The organism is Allosphingosinicella sp. (assembly GCF_046295735.1).
Classification (GTDB): Bacteria; Pseudomonadota; Alphaproteobacteria; order Sphingomonadales; family Sphingomonadaceae; genus Allosphingosinicella.
Genome location: NZ_JBKBMQ010000008.1, coordinates 86112 through 99462, shown reverse-complemented (window position 1 = coordinate 99462; position 13351 = coordinate 86112). Strand labels below are relative to the sequence as shown.

At 70.5% G+C, this 13351-nt stretch carries 13 protein-coding genes; 4 read left to right on the top strand and 9 right to left on the bottom strand.

The features are described 5' to 3' along the window. Positions 1-10: 10 nt before the first annotated feature. From ACK4K7_RS09170 to ACK4K7_RS09150, 5 genes are all read right to left on the bottom strand, one after another. Complete coding sequence (locus ACK4K7_RS09170) at positions 11-1276, bottom strand: mechanosensitive ion channel domain-containing protein (RefSeq protein ID WP_431865382.1); 1266 nt, start codon at positions 1274-1276, stop codon at positions 11-13. Then, a complete protein-coding gene (gene metC, locus ACK4K7_RS09165; RefSeq protein WP_431865380.1) occupies positions 1273-2493 on the bottom strand; it encodes a cystathionine beta-lyase in 1221 nt (406 codons plus the stop codon). Before metC ends, ACK4K7_RS09170 begins: the two co-directional genes overlap by 4 nt. Continuing rightward, positions 2448-3290, bottom strand: coding sequence for a 3-mercaptopyruvate sulfurtransferase (gene sseA, locus ACK4K7_RS09160; protein ID WP_431865378.1), 843 nt, complete (start codon positions 3288-3290; stop codon positions 2448-2450). Before sseA ends, metC begins: the two co-directional genes overlap by 46 nt. Before the next feature lie 14 nt (positions 3291-3304). Beyond that, positions 3305-4405 carry an AI-2E family transporter gene (locus ACK4K7_RS09155; protein ID WP_431865377.1) on the bottom strand — a complete coding sequence of 367 codons (1101 nt, stop codon included), beginning with the start codon at positions 4403-4405 and terminating at the stop codon, positions 3305-3307. A gap of 74 nt (positions 4406-4479) precedes the next feature. Further along, positions 4480-6480 (bottom strand): M28 family peptidase, encoded by a 2001-nt coding sequence (locus tag ACK4K7_RS09150; protein WP_431865375.1) that lies wholly within the window; start codon positions 6478-6480, stop codon positions 4480-4482. Positions 6481-6567: 87 nt separating this feature from the next. Here ACK4K7_RS09150 and ubiA point away from each other — a divergent pair, with 87 nt between their 5' ends. The 3 genes from ubiA to ACK4K7_RS09135 are packed head-to-tail and all read left to right on the top strand — an operon-like array spanning position 6568 to position 9625. Beyond that, entirely contained in the window at positions 6568-7482 is a 915-nt protein-coding gene (gene ubiA / locus ACK4K7_RS09145; protein ID WP_431865533.1) for a 4-hydroxybenzoate octaprenyltransferase, read from the top strand. Positions 7483-7524: 42 nt separating this feature from the next. Continuing rightward, entirely contained in the window at positions 7525-8871 is a 1347-nt protein-coding gene (locus ACK4K7_RS09140) for a TldD/PmbA family protein (RefSeq protein ID WP_431865373.1), read from the top strand. Positions 8872-8905: 34 nt separating this feature from the next. Continuing rightward, entirely contained in the window at positions 8906-9625 is a 720-nt protein-coding gene (locus ACK4K7_RS09135; RefSeq protein ID WP_431865531.1) for an inositol monophosphatase family protein, read from the top strand. Between the two features lie 5 nt (positions 9626-9630). Here ACK4K7_RS09135 and ACK4K7_RS09130 read toward each other — a convergent pair whose 3' ends face one another. Both ACK4K7_RS09130 and ACK4K7_RS09125 read right to left on the bottom strand, forming a co-directional pair. Further along, positions 9631-10032, bottom strand: a complete 402-nt coding sequence (locus ACK4K7_RS09130; RefSeq protein ID WP_431865371.1) for a hypothetical protein — start codon at positions 10030-10032, stop codon at positions 9631-9633. Between the two features lie 91 nt (positions 10033-10123). Next, positions 10124-11299, bottom strand: a complete 1176-nt coding sequence (locus ACK4K7_RS09125; RefSeq protein WP_431865369.1) for a trypsin-like peptidase domain-containing protein — start codon at positions 11297-11299, stop codon at positions 10124-10126. A 185-nt stretch (positions 11300-11484) separates the two neighbouring features. Between ACK4K7_RS09125 and ACK4K7_RS09120 the strand changes: the two genes are divergently transcribed. Continuing rightward, positions 11485-12045 (top strand): L,D-transpeptidase, encoded by a 561-nt coding sequence (locus ACK4K7_RS09120; protein WP_431865368.1) that lies wholly within the window; start codon positions 11485-11487, stop codon positions 12043-12045. Between the two features lie 2 nt (positions 12046-12047). Here the strand turns inward: ACK4K7_RS09120 and ACK4K7_RS09115 are convergent, their stop codons facing one another. Together ACK4K7_RS09115 and ACK4K7_RS09110 are read right to left on the bottom strand one after the other, a co-directional pair. Next, positions 12048-12476, bottom strand: a complete 429-nt coding sequence (locus tag ACK4K7_RS09115; RefSeq protein ID WP_431865366.1) for a CoA-binding protein — start codon at positions 12474-12476, stop codon at positions 12048-12050. Between the two features lie 37 nt (positions 12477-12513). Then, positions 12514-13281 (bottom strand): Mrp/NBP35 family ATP-binding protein, encoded by a 768-nt coding sequence (locus ACK4K7_RS09110; protein ID WP_431865529.1) that lies wholly within the window; start codon positions 13279-13281, stop codon positions 12514-12516. Positions 13282-13351 lie beyond the last annotated feature (70 nt).

The window sequence follows — 13351 nt, the reverse complement described above, 5'->3', positions numbered from 1 at the left end:
CGGCGCGGCTTCAGGCCTTGCCCGGCCACTCCTTCACATGGACGTCGCGCTGCGGGAACGGGATCTCGATCCCATGTTCCTTGAACAGCACCCACAGCCGGTTGAGGATTTCCGACTGGACGTTGCCGACGCCGGCTTCAGGGTCCGTGATCCAGACGAGGATCTCATGGTCCACCGAGCTGTCGCCATAGCCGCGCAGCCAGACGTTCGGCTTGGGCACCTTCAGCACGCGCTGCGACGCCACCGCCGCCTCGATCATCAGCCTCTGCGCCAGCGCGATGTCGCTGTCGTAGGAGACGCCCACCGGGATGTGGATGCGGACGTTTTTGCTGGAATAGGACCAGTTCTCGACCTCGCGGGTCATCAGATCCTCGTTCGGGATCAGATGTTCCTTGCCGTCGCGGGTGATGACGGAGACGGCGCGCACGCCGATCTTGCTGACCTGGCCGAAGCTGTCGCCGACCACGATCACGTCGCCCGGCTTGATCGAGCGGTCCATCAGCAGGATGATCCCGGCGAACAGATTGCCCACCGTCTTCTGCAGCCCGAAGCCGACGGCGAGGCCGAGCGCGCCCGAGAAGACGGCGAGCGCGGTGAGATCGATGCCGACCAGATCGATGCCGATGAAGAAGGCGGCGGCGATGATGGCGATGGCGGCGAGCTTCTGGACGAGCAGCTGCTGCGCGGGATCGAGGCTGTCCGCCCGGCGGATCGAATGGCCGACGATGCGATTGAGCAGCCGCACCACCGCATAGAGGGCGAGCAGCATCACAGCGATCTGGATCACGGCCAGCAGGGTGAAGCGCCGGTCGCCCACGGTGAAGCCGATCGAATCGAGCGTGGCCGCGATCGGGCCGAGCCCGCCCAGCGCGTCCGACAGCACGGTCACGAAGACGAAGCCGCCGAGCAGGATGGCGACCCAGGGCGGGAGCTGGATGCCGCGCACGATGTTGACGACCAGCAGCGCGCCGCAGGCCGCCGCGACGAGGCCGAGGATCAGGCTGGCGCCGGGCGGCCAGGGATAGACGCGCAGCGCGATCGCGATCAGCACCCAGACGATGAGGTAGCGGACCATGTCGCACATGCGGCTAGCCAGGCCCTCGGTCCGGTCGCCGGCATGACGCCCCCAGAGATCGGCGAGGCGCGGCCCCGCCGAGCGGCCGACCAGCCAGGCGACGGCCGCTGCGGCGACGACCAGACCCGCGGCGATCCCGGCGGCGATCAGATCGACCGTGGCGGGAATCTCGATCCCCTGTTCGCCGAGCCAGCCTCTCACGGTTCGGCTCCGAAGCGTTCGAGACCGGCGGCGAGGTCGGCGATGAGATCGTCCGGGTCCTCGAGACCAAGATGGAGGCGCACGATCGGCCCTTCCCATTCGGAGCGGGTCGCGCTGCGCAGCGGCCCCGGATCGGCGGGAAGGGCGAGGCTTTCGAAGCCGCCCCAGCTGTAGCCGATGCCGAACAGTTCCAGCCCGTCGATCAGCCGCGCCCGCGCCGCCTCGTCGCCGCCGTTCAGGACGAAGGAGAACAGGCCCGACGCGCCCTTGAAGTCCCGCCGCCAATGTTCGTGGCCGGGGCAATCGGGGAGCGCCGGGTGGAGGACGCGCGCGACCTCGGGCCGGCCCTTCAGCCAATGGGCGACCTTGAGCGCGCTCTCCTCGTGCCGCCGCAGGCGCACGCCGAGGGTGCGCAGGCCCCGGCTGGCGAGGAAGCAATCGTCGGGGCTCGCCGTCTGGCCGAGGCCGCGCCCGGTCTGGTCGAGCCGCTGGAGATGGTCGGCGGTGGCGGTCACCGATCCCATCATCACGTCGCTGTGCCCCACCACATATTTGGTGCAGGCGAGGATCGACAGGTCGACGCCCGCGGCCAGCGCCGGGAAGAGGAGCGGCGTCGCCCAGGTATTGTCCATCAAGGTGACGAGCCCGCGCGCCTTAGCCGCCGTGCACAGGCCGGGCACGTCCTGCACCTCGAAAGTGAGCGAGCCGGGGCTTTCCATGAAGAGGGCGCGGGTCGACGGGCCGATCAGCGCCTCGATCCCCGATCCGATCAGCGGATCGTAATAGACCGTCTCCACTCCGAACCGCTTCAGCACCGTGTCGCAGAAGAAACGGGTGGGACCATAGGCGCTGTCGGTCATCAGCAGCTGATCGCCCGCCTTCAGCACCGACAGGAGCGCCGCGGCCACCGCCGCCGATCCGGACGGGTAGAGCCGGGTGCCGGCCGCGCCGGGCTCGAGCCCGGTCAGCGCCTCGGCCAGCGACCAGTGGGTCGGCGTGCCGTTGCGCCCGTAATGGAGCGTTCCCTCGCGCGGGGGATTGGCGGCCTTCATCGCCGCCACGCTGTCGAACAGGACGGTCGAGGCGCGCCACACCGGCGGGTTGACGATGCCGCTCGTATATTCCGGCCTTCGCCCGGCACCGACCAGCCGCGTGTCGCGTCCCTTCCCGCTCACGCCGCCCCCGTGGCCTTCGGCGTCGTCGGATCGGCGCCCCATTCCGACCAGCTCCCGTCATAGAGCATCACATCCTCCTTGCCGAGGAGATGCGCGCCGAACAGCAGCACCGCGGCGGTGACGCCGGAGCCGCAGGTGGCGATCATCGGCTTGGCGAGATCGACCCCCGCTTCCTCGTACAACCGCCTCAGCTCCTCGCCTTGTTTCCAGCTGCCGTCGGGGCGGAACAGCTCGGACTGGGGCAGGTTCTTCGCGCCCGGAATGTGCCCGGGCTCGACGCCCGGACGCGGCTCCGTCTCCTCGCCGCGGAAGCGGGCGGCGGGCCGGGCATCGACGATCTCATGTTCGGCCGAATGGACGATACCGCTCACATAATCCTTGTCGGCGACTCCCGCGCGGTCGGCGAGCGGGGTGAAATGGCCGTGGCGGACGCGTGGTCGGCCGCTTTCGGTCGGCCGCCCCTCCGCCTGCCACTTCGCCAAGCCGCCGTCGAGCAGCGCCACATAATGGGCGCCGAACAGGCGCAGCATCCACCAGGCGCGCGCCGCGCTGTGGAGCGGCGAATTGTCGTAGACGACGAAGCGGTTGCCGTCGCCGAGGCCCAGCGACTGCATGCGGCTCGCGAATTTGTGCGCGGGCGGCAGCATGTGCGGCAGCCCGCTCGCATCGTCGACCACTTCGTCGAGATCGAGGAAGACCGCGCCCGGTATGTGCGCCGCTTCATATTCGGCGCGCGCGTCCCGACCGGCGCCGGGCAGGAAGATGGTGGCGTCGATCACCCGCAAATCGGGCGCGCCGAGCTCGGAAGCCAGCCATTCGGTCGATACCAGCGAGTCCATCTTCTCTCCCTTCCTCAGGAAATGGGCCGCGCCGCCGCTTGGTTCCCCCTGCGTGCGGGGCGCTTCAGCCGCCGCCTGAGGTAGAATTCGCTGTAATAGGCCGACACGAAGGCCGCGGCCGGCGTCGCGACGATCGCGCCGAGCAGGCCGAAGGCGAGCGCGAAAGCGAGCGTGAAGAAGAGCAGCATGACGGGGTGCAGCTGCATGGTCGTGCCGCGGATGCGCGGCGCGAGGAAGCTCCCCAGGATCTCGTTCATCGCCAGATAGAAGAGCGCGACCCACACGGCCGTCATCGGCGAGATGGTGAGCGCCACCACCACCGGCGGAAAGGCCATAATATAGCCGCCGATCCGGGGGATGAATTCGGCGAAGAAGGCGAGCGCGGCCCAGACGAGCGCGGCCGGCACGTTCATGTAGGACAGATAGACGAACACCAAGACGAACTCGATCGAGCCGATGATGAGGCTCGCCTTGGTCCAGCCGACCACCGCCCGCGCGGCGCGGCGATAGGCGCGCAGACCCGCCGCCCGGTGCCGCAGCGGCAGGCTGCCGAGATAGCCGCGCAGGATCGGGCGCGGCTCCAGCACCACATACATCACCGCGGACAGGAAGATGATCAGCAGGGCGATGGCCCCGAGCAGCGACAGCGAGATGTCGCCGACGCCGCGAAACAGGTTCATCGCGGTGGCGCCGAGCTGCTGTTCCCAGCCGCCGGGCGCGTCGGCCCGCACCACCGCCTGGAGCTCGGGATAGCGGGCGAGCAGCTGGATGAGCTGGTCGTTGATCCGGAAGATGAGGTCGGGAAGACCGTTGAGGAGGAGCACGACCTGGCGCGCGAGCTGCGGAAAGACCAGCCAGCCGAGCAGCACCAGCGTCGCGAAGAAGGCGACCAGCGTCAACGCCGCGGCAAGGCCGCGCCGCATGCCCCGCCCCACCATCCAGTCGACCGGCGCCGACAGCGCGATCGCCACCACCAAGGCGAAGAAGAGGAGGAGGATCGCGGTGACGATCTGCGACAGGAACCACAGGACGACGATCGCCGATCCCGCCGCCAGCATGACCCCCAGCCAGGATCCGGGGGCGGCCCTGCTCGCTCTCGTGGCTTCGCGGTCCATGCCTCTCGTGCGTCTCCCTCAGAACGGATGCTTGCCGGCTCTAGACCAGCGGCGGTCTGCGGCGGCAAGGATTTTCAACGCACGCGCTCCAGCACGCCGAGCCGGGCGAGCGTGTCGAGATAGTCCGCCACCTCCTCGACCGGCGCGGGGCCGACGCTCGCGAACAGGTCGTCGCGGATGCGATGGACGGTCCGCCGCCCGTCGACCAGGTTCAGCGCCTCGTAGCCGAAGCTCGGCCCCTCCGCCTGGGCGGGCGCCCGGGCGAGCAAGGCCGGGCGGGGAAGGCCGGCGCGCTCCAGATGGTCGGAGAGCCAGGAATAGCCGAACGCGTCCATCGGCCCCTGCAGCGACGGGTTGCGACGGTAGACGGCGGCGAACCGCCGGTCGGTGACGGCGGAGACGCCTTCCCACCGGACCGGCGGCAGGCCGGTGGCGAGCGGCGCGCCGGTAAAGCGCGCGACCGAGGCGGCCCGCCCCTCTTCCTGCTCCGCCAGATGCCGACGCAGCAGCCCGGCCTCGCCCGGCGCCATCCGCGCGGTGCGGCGTTCGACCGCCGCCCGCCGCTCCAGCGCCTCCGCCCGCATCGCCGACGCGAGCGCCGGGTCTGCGTCGGTGAGATTGGCGAGGTACCAGGCCGAGGCGGCGGCGATGAACATCGCCCGCTTCATCTTGGTCGGATCGAGATTGGCAGGAACGTCGCGCTGGGTGTGGATGTAGCGGTCCGGCCAGTCGGCGATGTAGACGACCGGCACCCGCCACGTGCCCTCCGCCCAGACCTGATGGTCGCTGCCTTCGTTGAAGCCGCCGATCTCGGCTTGCAGCGCGCGCCGGCTGCCCTCGGCATCGGTCAGCGGATAGGAGGCGCTGCCGCTGCTGGCATAGGCAAGCGTCTCGGCGTTGACGAAGCGCCCGATCGCGAAGGCGACGTCGCCGACGAAGCTCGGCAGCGAGGGCGGTGGGCCGTAGACGCGCAGGATCGACTTGGTGATCTCCGTATCGCCGCCGATCATGTCGAGATGGACGGTCGCGCGGGTGCGCCGGGCCTGGTCCGGCCAGGCGACGAGGAGCGCGATCGTCGCCTCGATCTCCGCGGGCCAGATGAAGCGGATGGTGCGCTCGGGCGGCGGCAGGTCTCCGTCCGCGACCAGCCGGTTGAGGCTCCGCGCGATTTCGAGGATGCCGGCGCAGCCGCTCGCATCGTCGTTCGCGCCGGGGCTCGGATGGTCGAGATGGCACGAAAAGACGATCTCCTCGTCGCGTCGCCGGCCGGGAATGACGGCCGTCGGGATGAGATAGGCGCCGGGCGTGCGCCCCGCCTCCACCCGCGCCGAGAGCCGCACCGCCTCCCCTCTCCCCAACCGCTCGCGCCACGACGCCGCCTGCGCGGGAGAGACCATGAAGGCGAAGGTGCCGGGCTCGGCGAAGCTGTCGAGATGGCCCCAGCGGATGAGGCTCCGGTCCTCGCCCCACCAGGCCGTGCGCTGGTTCTGCGCCCAGGAGACGATGCCGGCCGCGCCGCGCCGCCCGACCGCTTCCGCCTGAACCGCGGAGGGCTGGGCGGAGGTGAGGACGAGCTTGCCGGCGAGATCCTTGCCCGCCATCTCGGCGGGCGTGCCGCCGCCGATGTCGACCAAATCGGCCTCGGCGGCGCCGCTGACGCTGTCCTGCGCGAGGACGATCGGCTGGTCGGCCCAGCTCGCCACCCGCACCCGCCCGCCGTCCGACAGGTCCCACAGCTCGGCGAAGCTCGCATTCCAGGCCTGGCGCGAGCGCTGGGTTCCGTAGAAGATCTGTCCGTCGGCGGGCAGCGAGATCATCTCCACGTCGCTCAGGCCATAGTCGGCGAGGCGCGCCCGCACCGCCTCGGCGGCGGCGTTGAAGCCGTCCGATCCGCGCATACGGTGGTGGAGCGACAGCGCCTGGACGAAACGCAGCGCGCCGCTTCCGGACAGCTCCGACGCGATCGCCTGTCCCTCGACCGGCGGGAGGAGCGGCGGGTGGTTGCCGGCCGGCTGCGACGCCGCTCCGGCGGCCGCCCCGCAGGCGGCGAGCGCCGCAAGCATCTTCAGTCTCATGTCGCGCTCCTTCGCCTGCGGCCGGGCGCCACTATCGGCAAAGCCGCGGCTGTGGACAAGCCGTGCCGCCGCCGCCATGTGTCCGGCATGATTGGCGGCGGCGACGACATCGTACCGGACAGCGAACGGCGCGGGCTGATCGGCGCGCTGCCCGCCCCGGCGCGGCCCTTCGCCTCGCTCATGCGGCTCGACCGGCCGATCGGCGTGTGGCTGCTCTTCTGGCCCTGCGCCTGGGGCGTGGCGCTCGCCGGCCTCGGCCCCAACGGGGTGGTGCTGATCCTCTGGCTGGCGCTCGGCGCCTTCGCGATGCGCAGCGCGGGCTGCGTCTACAACGACATCGTCGATCGCGATCTCGACGCGCGGGTGGAACGCACGCGCCTGCGGCCGCTGGCCAGCCGCCGGGTGTCGGTGCGGTCGGCCTGGGCGCTGCTGTTCGTGCTGTGCCTGATCGGCCTCGAAGTGCTGATCCAGCTCAATCTCGTCGCGCAGCTGATCGCGCTCGGCAGCCTCGCGCTCGTCGCCGCCTACCCGTTCATGAAGCGGATCACCTGGTGGCCGCAGGCCTGGCTCGGCCTCGTCTTCTCCTGGGGCGCGCTGGTCGGATGGGCGGCGGTGGCGGGCACGGTCGGGCCGGCAGCCTTTCTCCTGTACGCCGGCACCGTCTTCTGGGTGATCGGCTACGACACGATCTACGCTCTTCAGGACCGGGAGGACGACGCCCTGGTCGGCGTCAAGAGCTCGGCGCTCGCGCTCGGCCGCCATGCCCGGCTCGGCATCGCGATTTTCTACCTTGTCGCCCTGCTCTTCTGGGCGGGCGCGATCCGCGCGCTGAGGCCGGAGGCGCTGGCGCTCGCCGCGCTCGTTCCCGTGGCGCTGCACCTCGCCTGGCAGGCGCTGGCGCTGCGGCCGGCCGACGGTGCCGACGCCCTCGCCAAGTTCCGCTCGAACCGCTTCGCCGGCCTCCTCATGTTTCTCGCCTGCCTGGTCGTCGGCAACGCCTAAAGCTTTGCTTTTGCGGGTAGGCGGGCTTAAGCGCCTTCCCCCATGCTGACAGTGAAAGATGCCGAAGCCCGCGCGGCCGCCCTGATCGCCATGGCGGCCAAGGCCGGCGCCGACGCGGCCGACGCCCTCTATATCGGCGATGCCTCGACCGGCATCCACGTCCGCTTGGGCGAACTCGAGGATGTCGAGCGTTCCGAGGGCGAGACGATCGGGCTGCGCTTCTTCCTCGGCCGTCGCTCGGCGAGCGTGTCCTCCTCCGACCTGTCCGACGACGCCCTCGCCGCTCTGGTGGAGCGCGCCGCCGCGATGGCGCGCGAGGCGCCGGAGGACCCCTGGGCCGGCCTCGCGCCGGAGGACATGCTGCTGAAGGGCCGCGGCCCGGACGTGGCGGGCGACGACGGCCGCGACCCCTCGCCCGCCGAGCTCAAGGAACGGGCGCTCGCCGCCGAGGACGCGGCCCGCGCCGTCGCCGGCGTCACCAACAGCGAGGGCGCCAATGCCAGCGCCGGCCGCACCGTGGTCGCGCTCGCCACCAGCCACGGCTTCGTCCAGGGCTATTCCAGCAGCAGCTACGGTTCGGCGGCCAGCGTCATCGCCGGCACCGGCGGCGGGATGCAGCGCGATCACGAACATGCCTCCACCCGCCATTATGAGGATCTCGACGACCCCGCCGACATCGGGCGCCGCGCGGCCGAGCGGGCGGTGGCGCGGCTCGATCCGGGCAAGCTGCCCAGCGGCCGCATGCCGGTGGTGTTCGACGAGCGGGTGGGCGCGAGCCTGCTGTCCCATCTGATCGGCGCGATGACCGGCAGCGCGATCGCGCGCAAGACGAGCTTTCTGCTCGGCCGCGAGGACCGCCCCGTGTTCGGCGAAGGCATCACCATCCTCGACGACCCGCATCGCCCGCGCGGCCTGCGGTCCAAGCCCTTCGACGGCGAGGGGCTGCCGACCGCGCCGCGCGCGCTGGTGGAGGCGGGACGGCTGACCGGCTGGCTGCTCGACAGCGCCTCGGCCCGCCAGCTCGGCCTCCGCCCGACCGGCCACGCCACCCGCGGCGTCGGCGGCTCGCCGGGGTCGGGCGCGACCAACGTGCATCTCGCCGCCGGGACGGTGTCGCGGGACGAGCTGATCGCCGACATCGGGCGCGGCCTCTACGTGACCGAGCTGATCGGCCAGGGCGTCAATCCGGTGACCGGCGACTATAGCCGCGGCGCGTCGGGCTTCATCATCGAGAACGGCGCCATCGCCGGCCCGGTGGCGGAGATCACCATCGCCGGAAATCTGGTCGACATGTTCCTCCAGCTGACTCCGGCGAACGACCTCGCCTTCCGCCGCGCGATCAACGTTCCCACCCTGCGCGTCGACGGGATGACCGTCGCCGGTGCTTGAGGCGGTCGCCCGCATCGCCGAGGAGGCGGGCCGCATGGCGGCGGCCCGGCAGAGCGGCGGCTTCCGGCAATGGGAAAAGACGCCCGGTCACCCGGTCTGCGAGGTTGATCTCGACATCGACGCCTTCCTGCGCGAGCGGCTGTCGGCGCTCGATCCCGAGGCGGGCTGGCTGTCCGAAGAGACGCTCGACCAGTCCGACCGGATCGAGCGGCCGCGTTTGTGGGTGGTCGATCCGATCGACGGCACCCGCGACTATCTGCGCGGGCGCGCCGGCTGGGCGGTGTCGGTCGCGCTGGTGGAGCAGCGGGTGCCGGTGATCGGCGTCCTCGCCGCGCCTGCGCGCGACGAGCTGTGGACCGCCGAGCGCGGCCGCGGCGCCTTCCGCAACGGGGCGCGCCTGCGGGTGAGCGGGCGAACCGAACTTGCCGGCGCGCGCGTGCCGACCGACCGGCTGCCGCCCGAGGATGCGGACCTGGCCGCGGTCGCCAAGCCCAATTCGATCGCGCTCCGCATCGCCCTGGTCGCGGCCGGCGAGGCCGATCTCGTCGCGACGCTCAAATGGGGCTTCGAATGGGACATCGCGGCGGCCGCGCTGATCGCCGAGGAAGCGGGCGCGACGGTCAGCGGCGCGCTCGGCCAGCCGCTCGCCTTCAACACCGCCTCGGGCGAAGCCTTCGGCGTCCTCGTCTCCACCCCCGCCATCCACCGCGCCGCGACGGAGCGCCTCCGCGACCGCGCCGAAGCGGTGCTGTAGACGCATCAATCCGGCGGCAGAGTGATCACCTCCGTGAACAAGCCAAATCTCGTGTCAGGGCACAACGTGCTCCTGTAGAAACAGCCGGAGTCGTACCGCGCAGTCACCACGACGGGCGTCGAGCCTTTCAATCCGGCAAACCTGTCCAATCCAGTGTAGATGACGAAGGGACTGCGCTCCGCATAGGCTTCGTCACGCGGTTCGAAGCAAACCACGTAAGACTTTCGGAACCCGTTGTCGTACGGGTATATCTTGATCCTTACCGTCGCTCCGTCCCATTTTTCCGGGTTCTCCATGAGATCGATGATCCTGTCCTCGGACAGATGATCCTGCTGCAGACGGGCAAGGCCGGGCGCGCATGCGGTCAGGCCGATCAGGATCCAAGCCGCACCCAGCCATCTGATCATTTCACCTTCTCCTGCGGCCTTTGGAGAAAGCTATCCGCCACCGATGTTCCCGAAACAAGGCGGACTAAGCGGGACAGCAGGGGATTCGCTACTACCGGACCAGGCGCAGGGCCGGGCGGCGGTCGGCTTCGGGGCCGGGGCGGACTTCGACCTCGGTCTCGGCTTCGCGGCCGCCCCTGACATAGCGCAGCGGCAACCGCCGCCCGACCTCGGTCATGCCGATCGCGTTGCGCAGCTCGGAAGCGGTGGCGGTGCCGCGGCCGCCCGCCGCGACGATCACGTCGCCGGGCTGGAGACCGGCGGCCGCCGCGGGCGAGCCCTGCTCGATCCCGGCGATCAGCACGCCTTCGGCCGGCGCGCCGCGCGGCTGGTTCTCGCCGGGCACGATGTCCGACAGAGCGACGCCGATCCGGCCGCGCCGCACCTCGCCGTGGCGGAGCACCTGTTCCATCACATAGCGGGCGATGTTGGACGGCACCGCGAAGCCGATGCCGACATTGGCGCCGCCGGGGCCGAACAAGGCGCTGTTGATGCCGACGATCTCGCCGTTGAGGCCGATCAGCGGCCCGCCCGAATTGCCGGGGTTGATGGGCGCGTCGGTCTGCACGTAATTCTCGTAGCCCTCGGCGCTGAGGCCGCGGCCGAGCGCGCTGACGATTCCGGCCGTCACCGTCTGGCCGAGGCCGAACGGATTGCCGATCGCCACCACATAGTCGCCGACGTCGAGCTGGTCGGAATCGCCGAGCGGAAGCTCCGACAGATTGTCCGAAGGGATGCGCAGCACCGCGATGTCGGTCGCGGGATCGCTCCCCAGCAGCTGCGCCTGGAAGCGGCGGCGGTCGGTCAGCATCACTTCGATCGCGCGGGCTTCCTGGACGACATGGTGGTTGGTGATGACCAGCCCGCGGCGCGCATCGACGATGACGCCCGATCCGGCCGACAGGCGGGGCCGGAGCGCGCCTTCCGGCACGCCGAAGAAGCGGCGGTACCAGGGGTCGCGCAGCAGGGGGTTCTGCTCGGCGGGCGAGGCCTGCACCACCGCGATGTTGACCACCGCCGGCCCGGCGCGCTCGACCAGCGGCGCGAGCGTCGCCTGATCGGGCGGGCGCACCGCGATCGGCGCGGCGCGAGCCGCCGGCTCCCCGCCCCGCCACAGGCTGAACAGGGCCGCGCCGGCGATCGCGCTCACCAGCACCAGCAGCAGCAAGAGGAGGATGTTCGACCGCCCGCTTGTCTGTCGCCCGTTGCCGAACCGAGGTTGCTTCATCCCGCTCTCATTCTCCGTCATCGTTTCGGCCGCGCCGCCCGGTGCGCGAGAAATAGGCGCGAGAGCGCCGATGATCCAGACGACCGAATGCGCGGGCGTTCGGCGATGTTCCTGCGGCGGCGAGGCAACGCTTTGCGGCCGCGCCGCGTTGGTCGGGAAAATACAGGCAACTTACGGAGAAATCAGTGAAAGCGTTGATGTATGCGTTTCTCGCCTTCCTTGCCGCCGCCGCCGCGCCCGCGACGCCGGTCCTTGCCCAGGATGCCGGAGAGCTTCGCTTCGTCGTCGATCGGTCGGAGCGCAAGCTCTACGTCCGCCGCGGCGATGAAGTGATCCGCACCCACCCTGTCGCGGTCGGCAAGTCCGGCCACGCGACGCCGCTCGGCAGCTGGGCGTTCCACCAGGTCGACATCAATCCGGACTGGACGCCGCCCGACAGCGACTGGTCGCGCGACGCCGAATATACCCCGCCCGGCCATGCCGACAATCCGATGGGCCGCGCGCGGCTGATCTTCAACCGACCCTACAGCATCCACGGCACCGAGGCCGAACATTCGCTCGGCCGGGCGGCGAGCCACGGATCGATCCGCATCGCCAACGACGTGGTGCTGGAGCTGGCGGCGCTGCTGCTTCGGGAAGGCGGCGCCTGGCAGGGCCAGTCCTGGTTCGACGCGATGGTGGCCGATCCCACCGAGATGCACCAGATCACGCTCGACCGGCCGATCCCGATCGAAGTGGTGGAATAAGCTCAGGAGACCCGCGGCACGCCGAGCCGCGGGATCTCGATCTTCGGGCATTTGTTCATCACGACCTTGAGGCCCGCCGCCTCGGCGCGGGCGGCGGCCTCCTCGTTGATGACGCCGATCTGGAGCCAGACCGATTTGGCGCCGGCGGCGATCGCCTCGTCCACCGCCTCGCCCGCCGCCTGGGGACGGCGGAAGATGTCGACCATGTCGATCGGCTCGCCGATCTGGGAGAGCTCCCGGAACACGAATTCGCCGTGGACATGCTCGCCGGTGATCTGGGGATTGACGGGGATCACGCGATAGCCGCGATCCTGCAGATATTTCATCACGCCGTAGCTCGGCCGGTCCGGCCGGTCCGACGCGCCGACCAGGGCGATGGTGCGCGTCTCGCGCAGCAGCTCGGCGATGTCCTCGTCGCGGGTCAGCGGCATGTCGTTCCTCCTTGGCTGGCTTCGCGCCCGACAATGCTCAACTTCCGCTTCGGTTCACTTCCTCGATCAGCCGCACCGCGATCGACCGGAACGCGTCGGCGTCGGCGCCCTCGCCGGCGGCGGGCGGAACGCCTTCGTCCGACGCCCGCCGGATCGAGAGGGTGAGCGGGACCCGGCCCAGGAACGGAATGCCCATCACCTTCGCCGCCGCCTCGGCGCCCCCGGAGCCGAACGGATCGGACACTTCGCCGCAATGCGGGCAGGCATAGCCGGCCATATTTTCGACGAAGCCCAGGATCGGGACGTGGAGCTTGCGGAACAGGTCGATGGCGCGGGTGGCGTCGATCAGCGACAGGTCCTGGGGCGTGGACACGATCACCGCGCCCGCCGGCTTCCATTTCTGCACCAGCGTCATCTGCACGTCGCCGGTGCCGGGCGGGAGATCGACGACCAGCATCTCGGTGTCGCCCCAGTCGCCGTCCATCAGGTTGCCAAGCGCGCTTCCCGTCATCGGGCCGCGCCAGGCGACGGCGGTGCCCGGATCGATCAGCTGGCCGATCGACAGCATGCGGACGCCGAACGTTTCGACCGGCACGATCTTCTTGTCCTCGCCGAGTTCCGGCTTGTCGTGATTGCCCATGATGCGCGGCTGCGAGGGTCCGTAGATGTCGGCGTCGACCAGCCCCACCTTCCGTCCCATCCGCGCCAGGGCGACCGCGACGTTGGCCGAGACGGTGGACTTGCCGACCCCGCCCTTCCCGCTGCCGATGGCGATGATCGTGCGACGCGGCTTTTCCGCCGTCATCGCGATGCGCAGGTCGCGCACGCCCGGCACGCCGACGATCGCCGCCCGCAGCCGGCGTTCCAGCGCCGCG

Coding starts and splice junctions, on each gene's coding strand:
- ACK4K7_RS09150 (WP_431865375.1), bottom strand. CDS start 6,480: ATGAGACTGAAGATGCTTGCGGCGCTCGCCGCCTGCGGGGCGGCCGCC.
- ACK4K7_RS09140 (WP_431865373.1), top strand. CDS start 7,525: ATGCTGACAGTGAAAGATGCCGAAGCCCGCGCGGCCGCCCTGATCGCC.
- ACK4K7_RS09125 (WP_431865369.1), bottom strand. CDS start 11,299: ATGAAGCAACCTCGGTTCGGCAACGGGCGACAGACAAGCGGGCGGTCG.
- ACK4K7_RS09130 (WP_431865371.1), bottom strand. CDS start 10,032: ATGATCAGATGGCTGGGTGCGGCTTGGATCCTGATCGGCCTGACCGCA.
- ACK4K7_RS09115 (WP_431865366.1), bottom strand. CDS start 12,476: ATGCCGCTGACCCGCGACGAGGACATCGCCGAGCTGCTGCGCGAGACG.
- metC (WP_431865380.1), bottom strand. CDS start 2,493: ATGGGGCGCCGATCCGACGACGCCGAAGGCCACGGGGGCGGCGTGAGC.
- ACK4K7_RS09155 (WP_431865377.1), bottom strand. CDS start 4,405: ATGGACCGCGAAGCCACGAGAGCGAGCAGGGCCGCCCCCGGATCCTGG.
- ACK4K7_RS09110 (WP_431865529.1), bottom strand. CDS start 13,281: ATGACGGCGGAAAAGCCGCGTCGCACGATCATCGCCATCGGCAGCGGG.
- ubiA (WP_431865533.1), top strand. CDS start 6,568: ATGATTGGCGGCGGCGACGACATCGTACCGGACAGCGAACGGCGCGGG.
- sseA (WP_431865378.1), bottom strand. CDS start 3,290: ATGGACTCGCTGGTATCGACCGAATGGCTGGCTTCCGAGCTCGGCGCG.
- ACK4K7_RS09135 (WP_431865531.1), top strand. CDS start 8,906: ATGGCGGCGGCCCGGCAGAGCGGCGGCTTCCGGCAATGGGAAAAGACG.